Source organism: Aquimarina sp. AU119 (genome assembly GCF_900312735.1).
Taxonomy (GTDB): domain Bacteria; phylum Bacteroidota; class Bacteroidia; order Flavobacteriales; family Flavobacteriaceae; genus Aquimarina; species Aquimarina algiphila.
Genome location: NZ_OMPF01000005.1, coordinates 66,870 through 89,888 on the forward strand (window position 1 = coordinate 66,870; position 23,019 = coordinate 89,888).

The window sequence follows — 23,019 nt, forward strand, 5'->3', positions numbered from 1 at the left end:
AATTTTGATTTTATTTTAATTCTATATTTTTGGATACCAATCCAATTGTACTACTTCTATAGTTGAATCTTTGGCTATTAGTTCCTTGAATTTTTTTACATCACTTAATCCTTCAGTTCCTCTATAGTGATATGGATATACTTGTTTAGGTTTGAATTCGAGCACTGCATCAGCTGCACTTTCAACGGTCATTGTATATGGTAAATTCATGGATATAAAGGCTATGTCTATATATTTTAAATTTCTCATCTCAGGAATATCCTCAGTATCTCCAGAGAAGTACAACCGTTTTTTTCCTAAGGTAATTACATATCCATTGCCTCTTCCTTTATTATGAAATTTTAAAGCTTCTTCTCGTAGGTTATACATGGGTATCGCTTCAATTGAAATTCCTTGTATTTCTTTTGTTTCTCCATTGTTAAGGATTATCAATTGATCGGTATATTGTGCAGGAAGTTTCTCTGCTACGGCTTGAGGTACTATGAGTTCTGCATTCGATAAATCCAAGCTGTCTAAAGTGTCAATATTCATATGATCGCCATGGATATCTGTAATAAGTACTAGGTTTGGAGTTTTTTTACCTTTAAAAGCTTTGGCGCCTCCTGTTGGATCGATATAAATTGTTTTTTCTTTCCATTCAAGAATAGCTGTCGCATGGATGATTGGATCAATAGTAATATCGCTTATTGGTTTTTTCTGAATCTCTTCAGGTATTTCAGTAACAGTTTCATTAGTAACTTCAATATCCTCTTTTTTTTGAGATTTACAGTTTAAAAATAGAAAACAAATAAACGTGATATAAAAGGGGGAAAGTTTCATGAGATGATGATTTTTGTGTTTTTTTAGATTTAAAAGATAAGAATAATGCTTGAGATATGGGAGATTTATAATGTTGTGTTGCTATTATAAAAATGATTCTCAAACTAGATTTAGTATAACAAGTTGTGATATTGGGAAATAAAAACTAGATATCTTTTAAATATGTGCTACGTTTTTGAGTTAACTATCTATCCATAATTTTATTGCCATTGCGATAACCATGATCACTAAGAAAACCTTTACTAAACCATCTCCTTTTTTAACTGACCACCTGCTTGCAATCCAACCTCCTGTAGCGTTACCAATAGCAAGGATAATACCGTATAAATAATCGATCTGTTGATTATAAATAAAAATAGCAAGCGCTCCTACTGTATAAATGAAAACAACTAATACTTTGACAGCATTGGATTTAACTAAGCTTAAATAATTGATAGAGGTTAAGGCTAATAGGATAAATATTCCAACACCAGCTTGAATAAATCCTCCGTAAATTCCTATAAAGAAAAAGACAATAATAGGTAGCCATAGGTATTTACCTTCTGTTCTTTCTGCCAGGTTTTTAAGATTAACTTTAGGTTTGAATACCATAAAAAAGACTACTATTACCATTACAATAGCTAGTATTTTATTGAAGCTGTCTCCTTTTATATCTACCGCTATCTGTGCTCCAATGATTGATCCAATCAAAGCAGATATACCAAGATAAACTCCAAAAACTGTAGGTTTGATTCCTTTGCTCTTAAAACCAGCCACTGAGGTAATACATTGAATAAAAATACCGATACGGTTTGTGCCATTGGCTACAGCAGGAGGGAGTCCCATAAAAATGAGCATAGGTAGCGTGAGTAGTGAACCTCCTCCTGCTATGGTGTTAATAACTCCAGCTACAAATCCAATAACAGCAAGAAGGAGAAGAAGTAAAGTTTCGTTCATCTATTTTTATGAATATATAAGAAAATGTAAGATAGTTTATATTCAAAAATAGGGATAACTTCTCAAACTATTGTAGATTTACGGTATCAACTAAAATTTTAATAAAAAGTCAAAACACTACAAAAAATAATTCCGTTTCTTCTAATCTTTAAAAAAAAAGAATACAATAGTGCTATTCTTAAATCAGATGTCTTAGCAGGTATTACAGTTGGAGTAATATTGATACCTCAAGCTATTGCATATGCATTATTAATGGGTGTCCCTGCTATTTATGGGCTGTATGCTTGTTTGGTTCCATTACTGCTATATGCTTTCTTTGGGACGTCAAGACAATTAAGTATAGGCCCTGTAGCGGTTACTGCCATTTTGGTCATGAGCGGAGTTGGTCAGTTAGCTGACCCTTTTTCAGATAAATTTATTTCCTTAGTTCTGTTTACAGGTTTTCTCATTGGTGTGTTACAGATTATTATGAGTGTATTGAGAATGGGGTTTTTGGTGAATCTTATTTCTCAGCCGGTTATTTCTGGTTTTATCTCTGCTGCGGCCATAATTATAATTGTTTCTCAGTTAGAAGAAGGTTTAGGAATGACTATTCCAGATTATAAATATACACATCAGACTATTGGGTATGTCATAGGTCATTTTTCTAATGTAAATTGGATCACTTTAGCAATCTGTATTGGTTCGATTACCGTAATTGTAATACTGAAGAAGTGGAAGCGTTCTTTTCCAGGAGCACTTACGGTACTTGTTATTACAACCCTGTTAACCTATGTTTTCAATCTAAAAGAAAAAGGACTGGCGATTATTCAAGATGTCCCTAGTGGCTTACCATCTTTTAGTATTCCAGAGATGAATTATGATACTATGGTTACTTTAATCCCTACGGTGCTTACAGTTACTTTTATTGGATATGTTGGAAGTATTGGTATTGCTAAATCTATGGAGATGAAAAATAGGGATCATATTATACGTCCTAATCAGGAGTTATTGGCTTTAGGAATAGCAAAGGTAATTGGAGCATTCTTTCAGGCAGTTCCTTCATCGGGAAGTTATAGTAGAACGGCAATTAATGATGAAGCAGGAGCGAAGACTACGGTGTCCTCTATTATTGCCGCAATAATGGTTATACTTTCATTGTTGTTTCTTACTTCGTTTTTCTATTATATTCCAAAATCTACTCTTGCTGCAATTATTCTTGTATCTGTATTTGGGTTAATCAATTACAGTGAGGCTAAATATCTTTTTAGCTTAAGGAGACGAGACTTTATTGTAATGATTATAACTTTTTTAGGAACTTTAATTTTTGGGGTAGAGAATGGGATTTTTATTGGAGTGCTTCTGTCTTTTGTTTTCCTTCAATATTATAGTGCTCGTCCTCATATAGCAGAATTGGTAAATATTCCAGGGACTATGTATTATCGTAATATTAATAGATTTCCTGATGCTGTTCAGTCTAAGGAATATTTAATTATTAGATTTGATAATCAGTTGTATTTTGGGAACTCAGGATATTTCAAGGATACTATTTTTAAATATGTGTCACATCGTGATGTGCATCCAAAATTTTTAATCTTGGATAATACAAACATGCATGATATTGATAGTACAGGTTTACACGTTTTGGAGGATATTCATCAGTATTTGGAAGATCTTGATATACAACTATTAATGGTTGGAACGATTGGTCCAGTAAGAGATTTTCTAAAGAGGTCAGGATTTACCGATAAATTGGGAAAGGATTATTATTACCTTACAATCTCAAACGCTGTTGATTATGCTGAGAATAGAATGGAGCATGAAGATATTCATGAAGCTGCAGTACAATTTAATCAAAAGCGAAGATCTTTTCTTGATTAGAAGTGTAAAGTGTTTTTTTAAGTCTAAATTTTATAAGTTAATTATCTTCGTATAAATGTAATTTTAGACCCATTCCATAATTAGTGTTGTTATTTTTGATAAGATTATTATTATTGCTATATTCTTTATCAAAACGTTGCCAGGCTCTATTTTTAAAGAATATTCTTCTTGTAAAAGTTTTGTAACCGCTAATCTTATCAGTAAAAGGGAGTAATGGTCTAAAAGTAGTAGAAACCTTTACAATGCCTTTTCTGGTTTCGATCTCGCTATATTTTTTTGTTTGTTGGAGCTTTCCTTTAGTATCAGTATAACCAAGTACCTGTATAGATACAAAAAAGCCCTCTTTGGGTACGAAAACCCTATATTCTGAAACGTTCAGTTCAAAATTAGATTTGTCTTTATCTGTAACCTTAAATATAATATCCTCATAGGATAATCTTTTCCCGGGAAAACCATTGTCATTTTCATAGAATTGCATCTTAAATAATGTAGAGAATGATCCAGTACTATTAGAATTTCTATTGGATGACTCTGTTTTAATCGGGAGGTATACAGAAGCAATTTTTGTAGATTTTTCTGAATTTCTAGGAAAGAAAACTGCAATTTCTGATTCTACAGTGGGGAGCCAACTTTTAAAATAGTCGTTATGTACTTCTGAAGCAATCTTCTTTGTTTTGTATTTTCTTTTCTTTTCTGCAGTAATATACACTTCTTTTAGTTCGGCTATATCTTCAACTAAGAGTATGTATTTATCTAAGGATGTGGTGGATATGGTTTTTTCTTTATGTCCTACTGCAGAAATGTATAAGGAGTCAATATCAGAATACCATTTTTTAGAAAACTGAAAGCGACCATCTGCATCTGCAAAAGTACCATTACCATTGCCAAAAGATATTGTGGCATAAGATATGGGGGTCTTTTGCACAGAATCCAGCACAGTATAGGTCTGAGAGCAGACTATTTGAGCTAAAAAAAGCAATAGTAGGGGGAATAGCTTTTTCATTGTGTGATTGGGGATTAAAAATCTAAAATAATAAAATATATTTATAATAAGCTATTATCATGCCAAAGAGTATAAATACAGATTTAAGTTTTATTGTTTATTTTTTTAAACATAACTATTTATTTTTTAATAACTTAAATGCTTTTATTTAAACAATAGCTCCAATTTTTTTATCAAGACCACATCGCTCGATAAAGCCATTAGTAAACACTTGCATTGCCTCTGGGCTTAATAATTCATTACGTGTGTCGATCCAGTGTTGTACTGTTGCAGAGCCATACATATTTTGAATTCGTTGAAAGTTTAAATTAAAATTAATTTTCCCCCAGTGTAATGTGTATGGTATGTTTATAGCTTCTAATCGATTCCATACCTTTTCATAGAATTTACGAGTAACATCAGCATCTACTCCGTCTAATTCTAGTACACAGGTTTTTGTAAACTTTGTAAAGCCTAGTAGAGCTTCTGTTCCTTTTACATAACGTAATGATATTCCTCCAGGAAAAGGATCTCCGTTTTCAATAATGTTAAGAATTTCTTCTACAACACGTACACTATCTTTAATGTCAATACCAAGAGCTGCACTCGCTACTTTACCTCTAAATTTTGTGTTACTAAACGTTTCTCCTATTGTGCCTTCTATTGGAGGGACTTCTTTGTATGCTAAAGGAAATAATATGTTTACCAGTTTGGGAACTAATAAAACTGATAATCCCCCAAGACTGTCCATTACTGTTTGTATAAGACCTAATAAATCATCACCATAGGTAAGTCCTTTGTCATCAGTAGTTCTTCTAATGTAATTCTCTCTATAGCTACGTTTGTATGATGCTTTTAAGAACACTCCTTTTTCTGTGTTATTAGGTTCAAAATCATAAGGATTGATAATTACTTCAAAATGATACAATTCTCGGTCTGGGGAGAATTGTGGAAAGGGGAGGGTGTTGTTTATTGATGAAAAGTCTAATGTTTTCATCGTGTTTTTTAAATTGTTATCATATGCTATTCCTTCTATTCGATGTTCTTCTAACAAGAACTTAGGTTCTGTTTCTATCATAATGCCATGTATAATTCCGAAACTACCAAAACTTACTAGTGCGGCGTTAAACATAGTGTCATCTCTAATCAGTTCTGCTCCTAACCAATTTATAAATTTATCTGATACAACAGGATTAGAATCGCGTTCTAACCACACATGTCTGTCTTTACTTACAATTAGGTGTATTCCTGTTACAAAATCCTGAATTGATCCAACATTAAAAGCGGCTCCGTGTGTTCCTGTGGATAGAGCTCCAGCTACAGTTTGTCCATTACTGGCACCGGATGCTTTTATAGATCGATTTGGTCGTTTTTCTTTTTCTAATTTTGAGTTAAGTTGAAGCATGGATACCCCGCATTGTGCAAAGAATAAGTTATCCGCTGATCCTCCTTTATTTAAATATGTGTTAGAAATATTAGGTTTGCTGACAGAAAAATTGAGGCGTAATGATTTAGTGTCTAAAATGCCCCCTTCTGATACGGCAACTTTAGAAAATGACCATCCACTCCCCATTGCTCTTAATCGTGTATTGTTGTCGGATGCATGTCCAATCAACCATTGTAAGTTTTTAGTGGTAGCGATATATCTATCAGTTCCTTTTGCAAGGGCGTTATCGTTACGAACCTTAAAAGAAGCATTTGGAGTGAGTTTTTGCGTGAAGTTTTGATGTTTATTTTCCCATTTCTGAATAGGAAGTATTTCAATGCCTTTTGGTAGTACCATGATACTGTTTTTTTTATATTTTTATGTGTGTTTGATGCTTTTTACCTAAGTGCAATTAGGTAAAGTAGGGTGTTGAGTGTTATAACTCCTCAATACCTGGATCTGGCGGAGCGCATTCCCATTCTATAGTTTGTGGTACTACAATGCCTAATGTGATGGCGGATAATAAGATGTGTCCTATGTTAGTGGAGTTAGTAGCTGAGCTCATTCGTTTAGTTTCGCAATCGGCGTCAATATCTTTGGGAGATACTAGTCCCCAGGCAAAACTCCATGTTGTTTTGGTGTTTTTTACTACAGAGTCGTTATCGTAGATACTTACGACTTTTGTTGTCATGCAACTTGAGCAGCAAAGCATTATTGCTAGCATAATGCAAGTGCTTTGTAATTGAATAGAATGTTTTATCATGCCTTTTAGTATTTAGGCAATCAGACGATATAGTGGGGTATACCGATAAAATATTAAAATTAACGATATTTTAAACAATATAATAGGGGGATTTACCTGTTTTTTTGATTAATAATAGTGTGTTTTGTTTTTGGATTTCAAAAGAATATTTATAACATATTTTAAAGTATATTTTTGTATACTTTAAAATATGTTATAAATATCTAGGTATATAATAGTATACTTTATGTATATTTGTGTATATGTTGTCTTAAAAGTATATTAAGTTATACATAATAAATATAAAAAAGTATTTAAGGTATATTTTTATGTACTTTAATTTAAAGTTAGGCTATGGATATAAATAATCTTTCAGACGAACAAATTTTAACTCAGTTAACCCAAAGGGTAAAACAGAGAAGACTTAATCTTAATATTACTCAAGAAGAGCTTTCAAAAAGAGCAGGAGTACATGTGCAAACGATTAAAAATTTTGAATCAGGTAAAACGACTACTTTGTTAACCTTTATACAAATATTAAGAGCGTTTGGTGATTTGGATGCATTACATACATTGTTCCCAGATCCAGGAATCAGTCCAATAGCATTATTAAAACTTAAAGGCAAAGAGCGGGAGCGAGCATCACGTAGTTCTAAAAATCAAAATGAAGATCCATCATGGTAGATGTTATTAAAATTACACTTTGGGGGGAAGAATTAGGAGCATTAAGTTGGGATAGTACTAAGAATTTTGCTTCTTTCGAATTCTTTTCTTCATTTTTAAATAAAAACCTGGATGTATCACCAATACATATGCCGATACGATCTTCTGCTAAGAAAATATATAGTTTTCCTAATTTAAATCAGGAAACGTATAAAGGATTACCAGGAATGTTATCAGATGTATTACCAGATGACTTTGGAAACCGCTTAATTGATCAATGGTTAATACTTAATAATATTCCTAAATCAGAATTTACACCGTTAGATCGACTGTGTTACATTGGTAAAAGAGGAATGGGAGCTTTAGAATTTCAGCCAGCAAAAAGTATTGGTCAGGCGCAAACAACAACACTAGAAGTTGATAAACTTACAGAATTAGCCGAAAAGGTGCTAAATACAAGAGAAAAATTAACACTTAACCTTTCTGAAACCGAACATCTTAATGAGTTAATCAAAGTTGGGACTTCTGCAGGAGGGCAAAGAGCAAAAGCCATAATTGCCTATAATCCAAAAACAAATGAAATACGTTCTGGACAAGCAAAAGCTCCTGATAGATTTGATCATTATATCTTCAAATTTGATGGAGTAAATGATGCTTCTCTTGGGGATCCTCAGGGATATGGTAGAATTGAGTATGCATATTATCTTATGGCGATCGATTGTGGAATCGATATGGAGCATTCCTTGCTCTTTGAAGAGCATGATAGAGCTCATTTTATGACGAAACGTTTTGATCGTCTTGATCATAATGAAAAAGTGCATATGCAGACATTATGCTCAATAGCACATTTTGATTATAAGTCTCCCGGAACCTATTCTTATGAAAATGCTTTTGAGGTGATGCGTCAATTGCGATTACCTCATACCGACGCCATTCAACTATATAAAAGAATGGTATTCAATATTATTTCTCGTAATCAGGATGATCATACTAAGAATATTTCTTTCTTGATGAATAAACAAGGGGAATGGAGGCTTTCTCCTGCATATGATATAACATATTCTTATAATCCTATGGGGATATGGACCAGTATGCATCAGATGTCAGCAAATGGTAAGCGAGATGATTTTACAATGAAAGATTTAACGTCAGTGGGGGATAAGATTAGTTATAAGAATCATAAAGATACCATACAAAGAGTGATTGAAGTATTATCAAATTGGGATTTTTATGCAAAAAAATCAGGGATTCCGCAATCTCAAGCAGATAAATTAAAGAAGGTATTTCGATTAAGGCTATAGTGTGTATATTTGACGCCTCGATGAAAAAAGCTATATACTTCATGTTACTTAGTGCTGTATGTTTTACAGTAATGAATCTATTTATAAAGTATTTAGCACATTTTGGAGGGGGGCAATTAGTACTGTTTAGAGCTTTTGGATCATTGTTCTTTACAACAAGTTACTTGTTATGGCATAAGATCCCTATTTTGGGGAATCAAAAGAAATTATTGATATATAGAGGGTTAGCCGGAGTGACTTCTATGGGATTGTTTTTTATGTCTGTTAGTTATCTACCCATAGGTTCAGCAGTTTCGTTACGATATTTATCTCCTATTTTTGCTACTATTCTTGCTGTGTTTTTTCTAAAAGAGAAAGTAAAATCATTACAGTGGTTATTTTTTCTGATGGCGTTTATAGGAGTGTTAATGATAAAGGGGTTTGATCCTAATATCGATTCTTTAGGATTCTTATTGATCTTAGGATCTGCAGTTTTTAGTGGAGTAGTTTATGTACTGATTAATAAAATAGGTCAGGGAGATCATCCGGTAGTTATAGTGAATTACTTTATGTGGATCTCAATTATAGTAGGAGGTATCCTATCTATATTTAAATGGACAACACCAGTAGGTCTCGAATGGGTATTACTGCTTAGCCTTGGAGTGTTTGGATATTTTGGACAATTATTCATGACTAAAGCCTTCCAATCACAAGCAACCAATAGGGTAGTGTCCCTTAAATATGTAGAAGTTATTTTTACTATGATTGCGGGAGTATTCTGGTTTAGTGATGCGTATCCTCTATTTAGTATTGTTGGGACATTATTGGTGATTACCGGATTAATACTCAATATCTGGTATCGTAGGTAATTATAACAATACTATATTAAATTAGATAATTTCTCCTGATGATCATCAAGAGAAATCTTCTCTAAGATAAAACATTAATTTTCCTTTATCACTAAAACTTTTGATTGTAAGAATTTCTCCATTAATTTTATTATAAATTACTTCTACAAATAATAAGTCTACATAAAAAATGGAATAATAAAAATCACGATTTCTATCGTTTACACTAAAGAGGTGGATTCCTTTATCCCAAATATCTCTGTATTTGAGATCTAAGTGACGAGCATTGAATTGTTGCTCCATGGTAATTTTGCGCATAAGCTATCAATTTTATAAATTTAGGGTGATTTAAATTTACGGAAAAACCGTAATATATGCAAGTTTTTACCGGTAAAAACTTGAAAAACAGTAAAATGTAGTTAGAGTAATTGGTTAATTAGTGGGCTTTTAGTTTGTACTGTTGTCTTTGTATTATACTAATACAGGCAATATATCCTATTGGATAGTTGCAGATATTGTTTTTTTGATATAGGAGTTATTATTTTAGAAAATTAAGGTTCGATTCTATTAATTTCTATAATGCGATGTGTCGCACTAGTATCTCCATATGAGTTCCCGTTAGTTGCAATAAAAACTCTTCCGGTTGGAGAGACTACTATATCTCGTAAACGCCCAAACTCCCTGTTAAAAAATATCTCCTCTTGTGTAATAGAGGTTCCATCTCCATTTAATGTGAGTGCAATTATCCTTTGATCTTTTAAAACTGTCATTAAAAACTTATTGGTCCATTCAGGAATTCGATCACTTGTATAGAATATAAGATCAGAAGGTGCTATTGTTGGAGTCCAGTTAAAAATAGATTCTATTACTTCTGTCCCTGCTGCAAATGATTGTTCACTTGGAGTATCAATAACTCCTTTTACTTCTGGCCAACCATAATTTTTTCCTGATATAATTTGATTGATTTCATCATCAGAATTTGGGCCGTGCTCAGAACTGTATAAACCGCCATTAGGATGAAATGTAAGTCCTTGAGGGTTTCTATGCCCATAACTATATACATAACTCCCTGTAAAAGGATTATCTACAGGGATAGTGCCGTCCAGATTTAATCTTAAAATTTTACCTCCAAGAGAATTCATATTCTGAGAAAGATCTGTATTTCCAGCATCACCAGTAGTCATAAGAAGGTGTAAATCTGAAGTTATAAGTAAACGAGATCCGTTATGAATAGAATTTGCCGGAATTTGATCTAATAATATAGTCTCATTTGATAATGTATTATTATCAAATGTAAATCGAACCAATCGCTCTAATAATCCGCTGGAACCATTATAGGTGTATACTACATAAACATATGGATTGGTGTCAAAATTTGGATGATGAACCATACCTAGTAATCCACTTTCCTGAACTTGAGCTACATTGCTAATAGTTAATACCTCTTGTTGTTCTCCAGTATCAGGATGTATTCTACTTATTTTACCATTTCGTTCTGTTACCCAAAGAAAATCATCTGGACCCCATACTAATTCCCAAGGAATACTTAACGTACTTATTAAGGTTGTAGTAGCCTCATTAGGTTCTTCACCATCTGGATCAGGATCAGGGTTTGATGTGCTATTATCATCACTAGAACAGTAAAAAAATAGAGATGAAAATAGTGCAATACCAATAAATTTGAATATTGTTTTCATAGTATTTTTTTTAAGTAAGGAAGTACTATGTGTTAATAACCAATAGTTTTGGATTTTATTTTATACACTACGCAGTTTTAGTATAATTATTAAATTAAGTTTATACTTTCATTTCAAAAAGATTAATAGGTGCATTTTTATAATGTTCAGCTAATTCTTTTGTGTTTTTAAGTGTATTTGCTCCAAGAAATGTAAAACCACAATTTGTATAGTAAGATATCAATTTATCATTATGACCAGCTGTATCCATTCGAATGAAAGATTTGTTGTTTTCTTTGGCATAGTTACATGCCCAGCTAATAATGCTTTTTACAAAGTGATGTCCTCTAAAATCAGGGTTTGTAGCAATACGGTGGATATATACTGATGGATCTTCATTTCTTTCTTCCCAGATATAAGGGTCGTCAAAAGTAGTCATCCAGACACAGGCAATTTGATTGTCAATTATGATTTTCCATTGTTGTTCTGTATCAATTTCTTTTTGAATCATTTCCTTTTCAAATTTTGGCCACGGAATAGCACCCATACGAATTTGATAAGAAGTGGCATAACCATACAATTTTAATATCACTGAGATATCATCTAAAGTAGAATTTTGGATATTCATTGTCGTTCTTATTTTTTGCTTAAAGCTAATTGAATTCCTAAGAAAATAAAAAGAACACCAGAGGATTTATCTAACCATAATTTGACTTTGTTATTCCCTTTTATTTTAGAAGCCATTTTTGCAGAAAAAAGAGCTAATAATAAACACCAAATTGTACCAGTAGTGATAAAAGTCAATCCCAAAATCAAAAAAGGCAAAGCACTTGTAGCATATTTTGGATCAATGAATTGAGGTATAAAAGCTAAAAAGAAAAGAGCAACTTTTGGATTTAGAAGGTTAGTCATAGTGCCAGATAAGTACACTTTTAAGTAGTTTTGCTTTACTTTATTTTCTTCTATAATTGTGGCTACCTGTGAAGATTTTGATACTAGTGATCTAATACCAAGATATACAAGATATGCAGCACCAGCATATTTGACAGCGTTAAAAGCAATAGCGGATTTTGCTAATAATATAGATAGCCCCAAAGCTGCAAAAAGGCAATGTAATAAAGCACCAGAAGTAATTCCAAGAACAGAGACTATTCCAGATTTTTTACCTTGTGATATACTGCGTCCCAAAATATACATGGTATCAGCACCCGGAGTGAGATTAAGAAGTATTCCTGCTAAAATAAAAGTACCAAAATTAAGAATGCCAAACATAGCGTTTAAATTGTTAAGATTAAGATATCAAAATTATAGTTTAATAAAGAAATTATAAAGTAGAATCAATCGTCTATATTTGTTTTTTCAAGGATATATAGGGTTTTAATAATTAAAAACTGTTGATTATGGTGAAAGATGATTTAGATTGGAAAATCTTAGAGTTATTACAAGAAAATGCACGTATGTCTTTTGCTCAAATAGGAAGAGTAGTAGGACTTTCTCCTTCTGCTATTGCAGAACGCGTACAACGGATGGAGGATACAGAAGTAATTACAGGGTATACTACACAGATAGATCCTCAGAAATTAGGATGGTCTTTATCTGTAATTATTATGATGAGTGTAAATAGAGTTAATTTTGAATCTTTTACCAATGACCTAAGTAACAAATATCCAGAAATGGTAGAATGTACTAGAGTCACTGGTAAAGACTGCTTAATTATGAAATTTCATGTAAAAAATAGTAATCATCTAGAGGAAGTCGTTAATCGTTTATCGAGACATGGTGATCCAACAACATTATTAATCCTTAATGAACTATTAAAAAATGGACCAATAAGAAGGGGTATAAATTAGTTACTCCTTCTTCTTTCTTCATCATTTCCAAAATTGCGTTGCTTGTTTTTGATTTTAGAATTTCCAAAACTATAGGAGATTGATATTCTTGCAAAACGAGTGCTGTAATTTTGAGCATAAACAGTTTCTACATTATTTACTATAGAAGTTAGTTTTCCATCATTTGCTTTATCAAAAATGTCATTTAATGCTAAAGATAACTGTAACTTATCTTTAAACATGCTGTGCTTTATAGCCAAATCAAAACTATAGGATTCACTAATATCAAACAAGACAAACTTACTCGGTGACCTATACCAAAAATTAGCTTGTAACTTTGTGTTTTTACTTAATGAAAATGTGTTATTTGTTGCAAAATATAACTGAGTACCATTTTGTGGTACACCTACTACATTGTCATCAACAACTGTTTTACTACCTAATAGATATATTTGATTTTGACTTTTCCACCAGGAAAGTGTATCAAATGAATGTATTTCTCCAATTCCCCAATTATAATTCGTATAATAATTTTCTCTAATAATCGATTGAACTTCGGTTTCTTCATCTGCGCTAAATATGGTTCCGAAACCATCAGATCTAATATTAAGAAATGCGTTTGTAGTTAATTTACCTTTATAGGTATGATTAAATTCAAAATTATCAGTAAATGAAGGTTGTAAGAACGGATTCCCTTCAGAGAAGGCATTACTATTGATGTAGATTCTAAATGGATTCAGATTTCTGAAACTAGGACGATTAATTCGTTTTCCATAATTAAAAGAAAATGTATGATTATCATTTTTTTGATACGATATATAAGCAGTAGGGAATAATTTTAAATATTGATTGGTGTTTTTTTGATTTAAAGTTTTAGAAAACCCTTCTGTATCTGTATTTTCTAATCTTAAGCCAGCCTGAAACTCCCAATGATCACCTATCTTTTTTGATCCGTTTATATATGCTGCCTGTATCTTTTCTGTATATTCAAACTCATTAGATGAATTTGGATTAAACAAAGGAGCTGCAGATTGTATTGTTAGGTTTTGTAGATCATTTATTGTTTTTATAAAGCTAATTTTACCACCATAATTAATATTGATATTTGAAAAAGGATGCTCTACATCTACTTTAAAACTAACATTATCTATACGTTGATTTCCCAAATTTTGTGATTGTAGATTGATTCCGATAAAATCACCGTTTGGAGAAAAACTATTTACCAAATCATTTTGTTTTAATTTATTATCATAGTCAAAGTAGTCAAGGTCAAAAGATATTTTTCTATCCAAAGTGTCCAATTTGGTAGTCATGTGTACATTATAAAGATGACTATTTATACTTCTACCAGAAAGGCTATTATTAATGAGTGTAGAGTCTATTTGGTTAGTTGCATTGAAGATTTGGGTATTGGCTAATATGTCATAATCTGGAGTGCTATAGTTTCCAAGATATTGTGCTCCAATAGTTGTTTTTTCTGTGATGTCATAATCTATAGATAAACGGCCAGAAATATTATCTCTACGGGCTTTTACATTTGCATCTGATAACCATTGCCCATCTGGATATAATACGTCTATTTCTTCATCTTCTCTTCTGTTTCCAAGAGTTCCATTAGTACTTAATGAGAATCGCAATCGGTTTTTATTATAAAAAAAGTTGTTGCGTAGGGTGGTAAATTGATACTTATTCTGATTATAAGCTAGAGAAGTATTATTTTTCCATGAATTACGAGCTCCTCTTTTATATACAATGTTAATAAGTCCACCATTTCCGGCAGCTTCATATTGCGCGGGTGGATTGGTAATAATTTCTATTTTCTTGATATCATCTGCAGCTATAGAAGCCAAGAAATCTACTAATTCTTCTCCTGATAGTTGCAAAAGTCTACCATCAATCATTACTCGGGATTCACCTCTTCCTATCATAGTAATAGCATTGTTTTGTAATGCGATACCAGGAGCTACTCTTAGTGCGTCCATAGCATCTCCGCCACTAGCGGCAATACTATTTTCAACATTAAAAATTAGACGATCTGGTTTGCGTTCAATAACCTTTTTTGTAGTTTTTATAACTACTTCGTCCAAACTGGTTGTACTATCAGTAAGGGTTATGGTTCCTAAATTAATGGTATCAAGGAGTTCTATATCCTGATTCATATCAACATATCCTATAAAACTTATGATTAGCTTATATTTTCCTTTTTTTGCTGTTATACTAAAGTTACCGTCCTCATCGGTAATGCCCCCATTGACTATATTGCCATCTTCCTGAGTTAAAATTACATTAGCAAATGGTATGGGTTCTTTTTCATTCATTACTTTTCCTGTTATATCGTATTGAGAAAAGCTTAGTATTGGAATTAAAAAGAAGAATAAAATAAAGAATGGTCTCATTATAGTTTTATGTTTTTAGATTATGATGAGACAAATATCATTTTTGGATATTGGGTATGCGACCGATTAAAATAATCGAACCATTTTTATAGTAAAAAATGAGTTCGACTTTTTACAAACAAACGTTCGACTTTTTGTAATTACTTGATTGTGAGTTGTTATTGCGGAGTTTAGTAGGGGAGGGTAGTATGTTTTTAAAATGTAGTATTAAAGAAGATTTAGAATTAAAACCTATTTAAAACAATATAGTAAGCTCTAAAAAAATAAAAGGCTACCCGTTAAAGTAGCCTTTTGAAAGAATTTTTGAATTTTTTATTGAACTGCAAATTTAAAGATTGCCGAGCTAGATTCATTTCCAGCCTCATCTCGAGTAATAATTCTCCAGAAATATAGTTTGTTTGAAGCAACTGTAACATCTTTGGTGGTTATAGTGTTATCTATCGTTGTTTCAATTTTAGTTGCAGGAGGATTATCCTCTCCAAAATAAACATCATATTCTCTAATATCATTGTCATCGTCTTTACCTGTCCAGTCTAATGTTACTGATGTAGTTGCAGCTAAAGCAGCGTTTTGTTTTGGGTTATTTGCTGTCGCAGGGTTAGGCGCAAAAGATATTTCAGCGATTCCAGCTGCAGTAAATGTTTGCTCATTGGATTCTGCAGTTTCTGTTGTTCCACTTTTAGAAGCAACCACTTGCCAGTTGTATTTTGCTCCGGGGATTATCCCATCAATATCCAAAACTACATCAGTGGTTGTTGCAGTAATACTTTCATTTCGTACTGTATTATCCGCTTCATTTGTAAGTGAAATCTCATATATGTTATCTACAACACCTGTCCAACGGAAACTTATGGTATACGTTCTATTGGCCTCTCCAGGATTTCCTGTTAAGTTTTTGGCTTCTGTACATAATGAATTATTTTCAGGAAAGACTAAACTAGCTGCTGTAGGTGGTGAAACGACAACAGGTGGTTCGGGTTGAGGAGCAGGATTGTCATCAGAACTACAAGCGACTAATACTATACTGGAAAATATATATATAAATATCTTTTTCATTATTTAATAATTTTAAACGTTGATGATAAATCCGTAGCATTCACACTTACAAAATATATACCAGAGGCTAAATCTTGTACATTTACTTGATAAATACCGCTTGCGGAAACAGAAGATTGTGAGATCAATAATTTTCCGGAAATATCAAATATTTTAATATTTGTATTATCAGTAGTATTTGTTTTTATTGTAAGATTGTCTTGTACGGGGTTTGGATATGCGATAACGCTATTTCCAATTATAATTTTTTGGGTGAATTTACCCTGACATTCTTTTTTACCAACGACCTCTATAGTATTAGTACCATTTTCTAAAGGTAATGTTAGCTTATTTTCTTCAGTTGTGAACGTATTACCATTAAGGTTAATTTTATAGGTATCACTTCCCGAAAGTTCTAAAACTACTAGTTGATCAGATTCCAAAACTTTTGTTTTTGTTTCTAATTTTTCCGGTTCAGATATAACCAGATCAAAATTAAGTATGTCTTGAGAATTATTATCTGTGATGACAAGATTATAACTGCCTGCATCTAAGTTTTCAATTGCAGTTACCCCTGTGAAATTTACTTTAGATGAACCATTGAGTTGGTAGGAATAATCTCCGATTGTTTGAGTAGAAATTTCGATCCTTCCATTATTTTCAGAAGCACAGGATTCTCCAATATTCTTAACTGTAAAATCAGCCAAAGTAAATTCTGCATAAGTGACAGTAACTGTAGCGGTATCACTTAGACCTGTTCCTGTTTCTGTGACCTTGTAGGTAATAGCAGGAGGATTTACAGAAAATGTTGAATTTGGAATAAATAATATACCTCCTGATGATGGATCGTATCGCCAATCCCCCAAAAAGCCAGCACTTAACGTATTTTCAATAGCTACTGTGTTGGGATCCAAATCTACGGTGACATTGTTAGATGCCAGAGTAGCTCCACTACTATCGGTATCATTATCTAAAATGTTAACAAACACATTACCAGGATTATTATTAGTACTCTGATCGTTACCTGCTATTGGAGGTCCGATTACTTTAAGTTTTAGTTGAGGAGATGGACCGCCAAAAAATTGAGGGTCATCTCCCGGTGAGTTAATAAAAATCAGCATTTCGTATTCTCCAATAGGTAAAGGACCACTCAGATTTACATTAAGAGTACCTGTAGTTGTGATAACAGCACCAGGACGAATAGAAGCAAAACCACCAGTTACGCCTGTTGATCCTGTTCTAAGATTTAGATCAACAGATTGGGTTGATTTAAGTGTTGCATAATTTACATCAATAGAAAAAGAAGTTTGAGTATCTCCTATAGTTAAAGCAATATTATTGGACTCAGGAGTGTCATATCGAACAAAAGCTTCATTAGTTGTAAATTCAAAAGAATCAATGGTAAACAAATCAATACCCGTAGCACCGCTATATTCAAAACGAAGTCTATTCAAACGAGGTTTACTAATTGTAACAGTACTCTGAAAATCCTGAAAAGTAGAAAGACCTCCGGTATCGGTTATGTTAATTGTTGCAAGTTGATCTGTACCATTAAATATTGTAACCACACCACCACCACCGGACGGGGTACTAGCTCTTACTGAAATATCAAAACTACCAGGAATTATAACATTTGTATTATATGTAGAAGAATCTCCATCATTGATAGCATCAATTACGTTTCCATTTATATTGACTCCATTACTATCTGTATATTCTTCGGCTTGTATAATTCCAGGAATCTCAGCCGCTATACAAAGGTTTTCTACATCATCAATACATTGATCATTATTATTGTCAACAAAACCATTTACGGGACCACAACTTTGTATAGTGACAGCAGGATTTCCTAAACCATCGCCATCTTCGTCTGCGTAAAGGGTTGTAGGAGTACAAGCCGCTTCGTCTGTTTCTAATGATAGGATAACCGAAGCAATTCTTCCTCCCGCTTTTGTATATGTAACCGTAACTGTATTTGTACCATTGTTAATTATAGAATGGGGGACATCTAACTCGATAACCCCAAAAAAGTCGATACGCCCAGTTTGATCATAACCTTTCCAGTTCGAAGGAATGGGGAGTGATGTTCCATTAAAAGTAACTTGACTTGGTAATCGATCTAAATTAGTTGGTGTTGTACTACCAACACCTGTAGTTAATGGAATACCCACACCAAGACGTAGGGTTGCATTACCCGAAGCGCCTTTAACAATATTCTCTAAGATAAAAGTCTTTGCTTGATTAGCAGTTATGACCACTGTTGGTGCTTTATCCATAGAAGCTTGATTAGAAGTAGCATAGTATTTTTTCCTTACAATACTACTTGTAAATTGTACCGGTGAATCGTAGATAATCTTAAACATTCGGGTTTCTCCCACTCTTAGTGTAACATTAGAAGGTATAGAATTACTATTTGTGCCCGATTCATAAATAGGTGTGTTTTGGCCATCTATAACCAAGAAAGAAGTGTTTACGTTGAGAACTGTACCTGGGTTACCAAGAAAATCTAAATTTACCGTTTTTTCATTACTATCCAGGTTATTCAAGACCACATATGCCTTATTTCCATCAACAAATGCTTGAACCTGAACATCAAGGTTATCACTTGTGATTTTTGCTCGATCTCCTTTAAGATCTTTCCAAAATTTAAAGAAATTTTCTTTAAATGTTAATACAAATTCATTATTTCTACGCAAACCGGTTTGTGGATCTGGAGTATCTAGTAATTCTGTAGGACGTAAATAAGCTGGTGTATATGGTCTTACCGTTCCATCCCCACCGTCTTGCATAAAATCTTGATACCAAAAATCTGCTCGACCAGTTATAAAAGGGATACAGATTTCGATATTATCCTGTCTTTCAAAAAAATTAAACAACATACTATTTAAGCCATTTATAGTAATGGCAGAAGCTGATTCGTTATAAAAGCCTGGAGCAGGACCCGGAGGAAATCCTCGTTCGATAACACCAAACTCTGTTATGGCTAGTTTTTTTGGAGCACCCAAAGTCTCATTTGTATATGCTTCTAACAAATCTAGTATGGCTTCAGAATTACTTCCTGATCTTCCATTGGATTGTCCAATTTGATTAACTCCATCATAAGGATGGACAGAAAGTGCGTCTATTTCTGCTCCGGCTACATCTATAAAAAGTTTCATATGATTTTGCCAGGTTTCAGAAAAATCTCTCCTTGCATAAGACGGAAAAGCACTAGAGAATCCTATTACTTTCATTTTAGCTAACTCGGGGGTATCATGAATACCTTTGGCCATATCACGAAACCATTCACTCATTTTTCTTACTACAGCTTGACCTGTAGGTGCGCTTGGTCCAATAAAATTGTTAGCTTTAATAAAAGGCTCATTAAACGGCTCCCAATATTCTGGTCTGTTTTGATTATCGACTTCATCAACAAAATATCTTGCTGCAGATAAGGCTCCGGTAACCGGGTCTGAGTCCGCTTTCCAGGAATTTTTTGGATTACTAGTCGCTATAAACCTTCTAACGGGTCTTACGATACCATCAGAAGTAGGAGGGGTATTTGGATAATTTCCTACAGGATTTACAAAACTTCGATCAGAATGAGGATCAAAAAAACGACGACCGAATCCAAAATTATTATTTCTTAGAAAATTAGGAAAAGCGGGCTCTTCACTTGCATTGTGGAGATTAAAATATTTAGATCGATCAAGATTTGATTCTTCGCCTAAAAAACGTTGCTTTTCCAGATCTATTGAAACGTTAACTGTTTGAGAAAAAAGATTAAGTGTATTTAGTATGAAGATGAATATTAAGATTTTTTTGCAAAAATTATTCATACATTTTGTTTTTAAGTTTGTGAATAGTATTAACAATTTTACCAAATAATTAATATAACAAATACAACAAATCAACAAATACCTGCCTCATATTACCAAAAAACAAGTCTTCTGTATAAAATTTTGATAGTGATCTACATCCTAAATTAATAGATTTATCTATAGAGTTTTTTTTCTGATCATAGGGTTTAAAAATTTACAAGAGCCTTTAAGTTTTATAGGTTGTCTTATAAACTTTATGTGATAGTGTATAACTGTTTTAAAAACAGGTTTTAAGCCAATGTAGTTGAAGATAAATAAACCATAGGTTTAAAAAATGTATTCTTCTTTATTCATATAAGATTTGCTCTCTTGCGATATTCGGTTGGAGTCACATTTGCATATTTTTTGAATGCCGTATTAAAAGATGATTTAGAATTAAAACCTACTTCATATAAAATTTCTAATATGGTGAGCTGTTTTTTTGAAGGATCTTTTAGAATATTCATAGCATGATGTATGCGATACTCATTTATAAAATCAAAAAAATGCTGGTTAAGATGATGATTAATTAATACAGATAATTCTCTGGAAGGGATATGTATTTGTTCTGCTAAATTTTGAATGGTTAACGTAGGATTTAGATAGGGGTGTTTTTCGAGCATATATGTTTTTAGAAGATTAATCTGTTTTTGTATAGACTCATCGATAATTTTATTGATTGTCGAAGATGACTCATTAATAGTAATGAGGTTATTTACAGATTTTAGATTAGAATCAATTCCTCTAAAAATTTTGGGATTATAAAGCCCTTTTAATATAATCCAGCATATAAAACCTAATAAGAGCAATGTTATGATAATTTTCGTAACATGAAGAGATTGTATATCTGTACTAAAAGCTCTAAATACATTTTTAAAAATCCCAAAACCAAGAACAATACTAATCAATATGTTAAGCTGAAACAACCATTTGTAGATATCGGTGTTTGCTTGAGAGTAATTCTCTAAAAATATCTTTTTGGCTTTATATAGTATTATAAATATTGCTATGATATATATTAAAAATTGAATATGAATGGCGGTAATAAAAATTCCTTTTTCATATGTTTCACCTCCCAGATATGATACTATAGTTTGATGATCAATGAGGTTCGGAAAAAAAAGAATGGTTATCAGAACAAATGGGATACTATGTAATAAATGCTTGTATTGTAATTTAAAATCAGCATATAACATAGAAAGAACATATAAAAAAAGGAATGGACTCTGTAAAAAGCTAATATTATCTCTTAATACGTCAATTACAGGATGAGTATCAATATAAAATTCATAGAAAAACACACTTATTTCTGTAGCAATAGCTATTAAAAAACACCCAATAAAAACGTTACTTAATTTATTTGTAGTCTTTACTGTAAATAAAAAGAATGCAAAGAAAAAAGAAATAAAAATAATGATTAAAGTTATGGATGATAAATAGTTCATAGACTTTGAAACCTTAGATTATTTGGTTCTATACATGATTTGTTTTTTTACGATATTCTGTTGGAGTTACATTTGCATATTTTTTGAACGCTGTATTAAAAGATGATTTGGAGTTAAAACCTACTTCGTATAAAATTTCCAGAATAGTAAATTGTTTTTTTGTAGGATTTTGTAAAATATCTTTGGCATGTTGAATGCGATATTCGTTTACAAAATCAAAAAAATGTTGATTAAGATGATGATTAATCAAAATAGAAACTTCTCGTACTGGAAGCTGTAAATCATCTGCCAAATTTTGAATAGTTAACGTAGGATTTAAATACGGTTTTTGGTCAAGCATGTGTGCTCTTAATCTCTGTATTTGCTGTTTGACTTCTTCACCCTCTTTATGTTCAATAGGTATTTCTTCCTTGGCGATTATATTCTCGACGGGCTTTAACTTAGAATCAATTCGTCTAAAAAATTCAGGATGATAAAGTGCTTTTAAAATCAACCAACATATAAAACATAATACCAGAAAAGCCATGATGATGCGCACTATATTTACAGTATCAAAATCATCATTGATAAATTTGAATATGGTCTTTCCTGTACTAAAAGCAAATAAAATTATAGAAATGATATTTAATTGAAATAACCATTTATGTTTTGCGGTAGTAGCATTAGAGAAATTCTCAAGCATCACTTTTTTGGATTTTTTCAAAACAATGAAGATGGCAACAATGTAAATTATAACTTGAATATGACCTATTATTATTGAAAATAAAACTTCTGGATTATCAAGATAAGTTTCAAAAAAAGAATTTCGAGCTTCAGTATTTGATAAATAAAATCGCGGCATAAAAACCAAAGTGCTTACCAGAAAAGGAATAGCATGTAATAAGTGTATGCGCTTAATTTTAAAGTCACTATAGATTACTGATAATACAAAAAGATACTCTAGTGGGCTAGAAAGTAATGGAAGATCCATTCTTAACATTTCTAACACCATTGGCATATCAATAAATCTATGGTAAAAAAAAGAGCTAATATCAATGGCAATGATAATAAGAAAAGCAGCAATAAGGCGGTTACTGGTTTTATTTTCTGTTTTTACTGTAAATAAGAAAATAGAAAACAGGGATGATATAAAGACTATCATAAAACTAATAACACTTAGAATGGCATAGTTATCCATTTACAACTTACTTATTTATCTCTGTGATTTTTTGATAGAAAATTTTTCTTGAGATCAAATATACCA

The 23,019-nt window shown here is 32.2% G+C and carries 19 protein-coding genes; 5 read left to right on the forward strand and 14 right to left on the reverse strand.

Annotation, left to right across the window (positions count from 1 at the left end; all coding sequences use genetic code 11):
* Positions 1 to 21: 21 nt before the first annotated feature.
* Positions 22 to 819: an MBL fold metallo-hydrolase gene (locus tag DK442_RS05875; protein ID WP_109434934.1), complete on the reverse strand. Its 798-nt coding sequence runs from the start codon at positions 817 to 819 to the stop codon at positions 22 to 24.
* A 180-nt stretch (positions 820 to 999) separates the two neighbouring features.
* Positions 1,000 to 1,755 carry a sulfite exporter TauE/SafE family protein gene (locus DK442_RS05880; RefSeq protein WP_109434935.1) on the reverse strand — a complete coding sequence of 252 codons (756 nt, stop codon included), beginning with the start codon at positions 1,753 to 1,755 and terminating at the stop codon, positions 1,000 to 1,002.
* A gap of 144 nt (positions 1,756 to 1,899) precedes the next feature.
* Here DK442_RS05880 and DK442_RS05885 point away from each other — a divergent pair, with 144 nt between their 5' ends.
* The gene (locus DK442_RS05885) at positions 1,900 to 3,615 is read left to right on the forward strand and encodes a SulP family inorganic anion transporter (protein ID WP_255412211.1); all 1,716 of its coding nucleotides are present in this window, start codon (positions 1,900 to 1,902) and stop codon (positions 3,613 to 3,615) included.
* 37 nt (positions 3,616 to 3,652) lie between these two features.
* On the opposite strand, the gene DK442_RS05890 is transcribed toward DK442_RS05885, so the two are convergent.
* From DK442_RS05890 to DK442_RS05900, 3 genes are all read right to left on the reverse strand, one after another.
* The gene (locus tag DK442_RS05890) at positions 3,653 to 4,618 is read right to left on the reverse strand and encodes a carboxypeptidase-like regulatory domain-containing protein (RefSeq protein ID WP_160114063.1); all 966 of its coding nucleotides are present in this window, start codon (positions 4,616 to 4,618) and stop codon (positions 3,653 to 3,655) included.
* A gap of 148 nt (positions 4,619 to 4,766) precedes the next feature.
* The gene (locus DK442_RS05895; protein WP_109434937.1) at positions 4,767 to 6,380 is read right to left on the reverse strand and encodes an FAD-binding protein; all 1,614 of its coding nucleotides are present in this window, start codon (positions 6,378 to 6,380) and stop codon (positions 4,767 to 4,769) included.
* A 79-nt stretch (positions 6,381 to 6,459) separates the two neighbouring features.
* Positions 6,460 to 6,714, reverse strand: coding sequence for a hypothetical protein (locus DK442_RS05900; protein ID WP_109434938.1), 255 nt, complete (start codon positions 6,712 to 6,714; stop codon positions 6,460 to 6,462).
* A gap of 405 nt (positions 6,715 to 7,119) precedes the next feature.
* Here DK442_RS05900 and DK442_RS05905 point away from each other — a divergent pair, with 405 nt between their 5' ends.
* The 3 genes from DK442_RS05905 to DK442_RS05915 are packed head-to-tail and all read left to right on the forward strand — an operon-like array spanning position 7,120 to position 9,577.
* A complete protein-coding gene (locus tag DK442_RS05905) occupies positions 7,120 to 7,449 on the forward strand; it encodes a helix-turn-helix transcriptional regulator (RefSeq protein ID WP_109434939.1) in 330 nt (109 codons plus the stop codon).
* Positions 7,443 to 8,729: a type II toxin-antitoxin system HipA family toxin gene (locus DK442_RS05910; protein WP_109434940.1), complete on the forward strand. Its 1,287-nt coding sequence runs from the start codon at positions 7,443 to 7,445 to the stop codon at positions 8,727 to 8,729. The genes DK442_RS05905 and DK442_RS05910 overlap by 7 nt, the downstream gene beginning before the upstream one ends.
* Positions 8,730 to 8,749: 20 nt before the next feature.
* The gene (locus tag DK442_RS05915; RefSeq protein WP_235010912.1) at positions 8,750 to 9,577 is read left to right on the forward strand and encodes a DMT family transporter; all 828 of its coding nucleotides are present in this window, start codon (positions 8,750 to 8,752) and stop codon (positions 9,575 to 9,577) included.
* A gap of 45 nt (positions 9,578 to 9,622) precedes the next feature.
* Here DK442_RS05915 and DK442_RS05920 read toward each other — a convergent pair whose 3' ends face one another.
* The 4 genes from DK442_RS05920 to DK442_RS05935 form a co-directional block, all read right to left on the reverse strand.
* On the reverse strand, positions 9,623 to 9,874 hold the full coding sequence (locus tag DK442_RS05920; RefSeq protein WP_143917393.1) for a hypothetical protein: 252 nt from the start codon (positions 9,872 to 9,874) through the stop codon (positions 9,623 to 9,625).
* Positions 9,875 to 10,107: 233 nt separating this feature from the next.
* Positions 10,108 to 11,253: a sorbosone dehydrogenase family protein gene (locus DK442_RS05925; RefSeq protein WP_109434943.1), complete on the reverse strand. Its 1,146-nt coding sequence runs from the start codon at positions 11,251 to 11,253 to the stop codon at positions 10,108 to 10,110.
* A 100-nt stretch (positions 11,254 to 11,353) separates the two neighbouring features.
* Positions 11,354 to 11,860 carry a GNAT family N-acetyltransferase gene (locus DK442_RS05930; protein ID WP_109434944.1) on the reverse strand — a complete coding sequence of 169 codons (507 nt, stop codon included), beginning with the start codon at positions 11,858 to 11,860 and terminating at the stop codon, positions 11,354 to 11,356.
* Positions 11,861 to 11,868: 8 nt separating this feature from the next.
* Positions 11,869 to 12,504 (reverse strand): LysE family translocator, encoded by a 636-nt coding sequence (locus DK442_RS05935; RefSeq protein WP_109434945.1) that lies wholly within the window; start codon positions 12,502 to 12,504, stop codon positions 11,869 to 11,871.
* 128 nt (positions 12,505 to 12,632) lie between these two features.
* Between DK442_RS05935 and DK442_RS05940 the strand changes: the two genes are divergently transcribed.
* On the forward strand, positions 12,633 to 13,082 hold the full coding sequence (locus tag DK442_RS05940; RefSeq protein ID WP_109434946.1) for an Lrp/AsnC family transcriptional regulator: 450 nt from the start codon (positions 12,633 to 12,635) through the stop codon (positions 13,080 to 13,082).
* Here DK442_RS05940 and DK442_RS05945 read toward each other — a convergent pair.
* From DK442_RS05945 to DK442_RS05965, 5 genes are all read right to left on the reverse strand, one after another.
* Positions 13,079 to 15,457, reverse strand: coding sequence for a TonB-dependent receptor domain-containing protein (locus DK442_RS05945; protein WP_109434947.1), 2,379 nt, complete (start codon positions 15,455 to 15,457; stop codon positions 13,079 to 13,081). The genes DK442_RS05940 and DK442_RS05945 overlap by 4 nt on opposite strands.
* A gap of 312 nt (positions 15,458 to 15,769) precedes the next feature.
* A complete protein-coding gene (locus DK442_RS05950; RefSeq protein WP_109434948.1) occupies positions 15,770 to 16,513 on the reverse strand; it encodes a hypothetical protein in 744 nt (247 codons plus the stop codon).
* Positions 16,513 to 20,310, reverse strand: coding sequence for a T9SS type A sorting domain-containing protein (locus tag DK442_RS05955; RefSeq protein ID WP_109434949.1), 3,798 nt, complete (start codon positions 20,308 to 20,310; stop codon positions 16,513 to 16,515). Before DK442_RS05955 ends, DK442_RS05950 begins: the two co-directional genes overlap by 1 nt.
* Before the next feature lie 332 nt (positions 20,311 to 20,642).
* Positions 20,643 to 21,776 carry an AraC family transcriptional regulator gene (locus DK442_RS05960; RefSeq protein ID WP_109434950.1) on the reverse strand — a complete coding sequence of 378 codons (1,134 nt, stop codon included), beginning with the start codon at positions 21,774 to 21,776 and terminating at the stop codon, positions 20,643 to 20,645.
* Between the two features lie 28 nt (positions 21,777 to 21,804).
* Positions 21,805 to 22,953, reverse strand: coding sequence for an AraC family transcriptional regulator (locus DK442_RS05965; protein ID WP_109434951.1), 1,149 nt, complete (start codon positions 22,951 to 22,953; stop codon positions 21,805 to 21,807).
* Positions 22,954 to 23,019 lie beyond the last annotated feature (66 nt).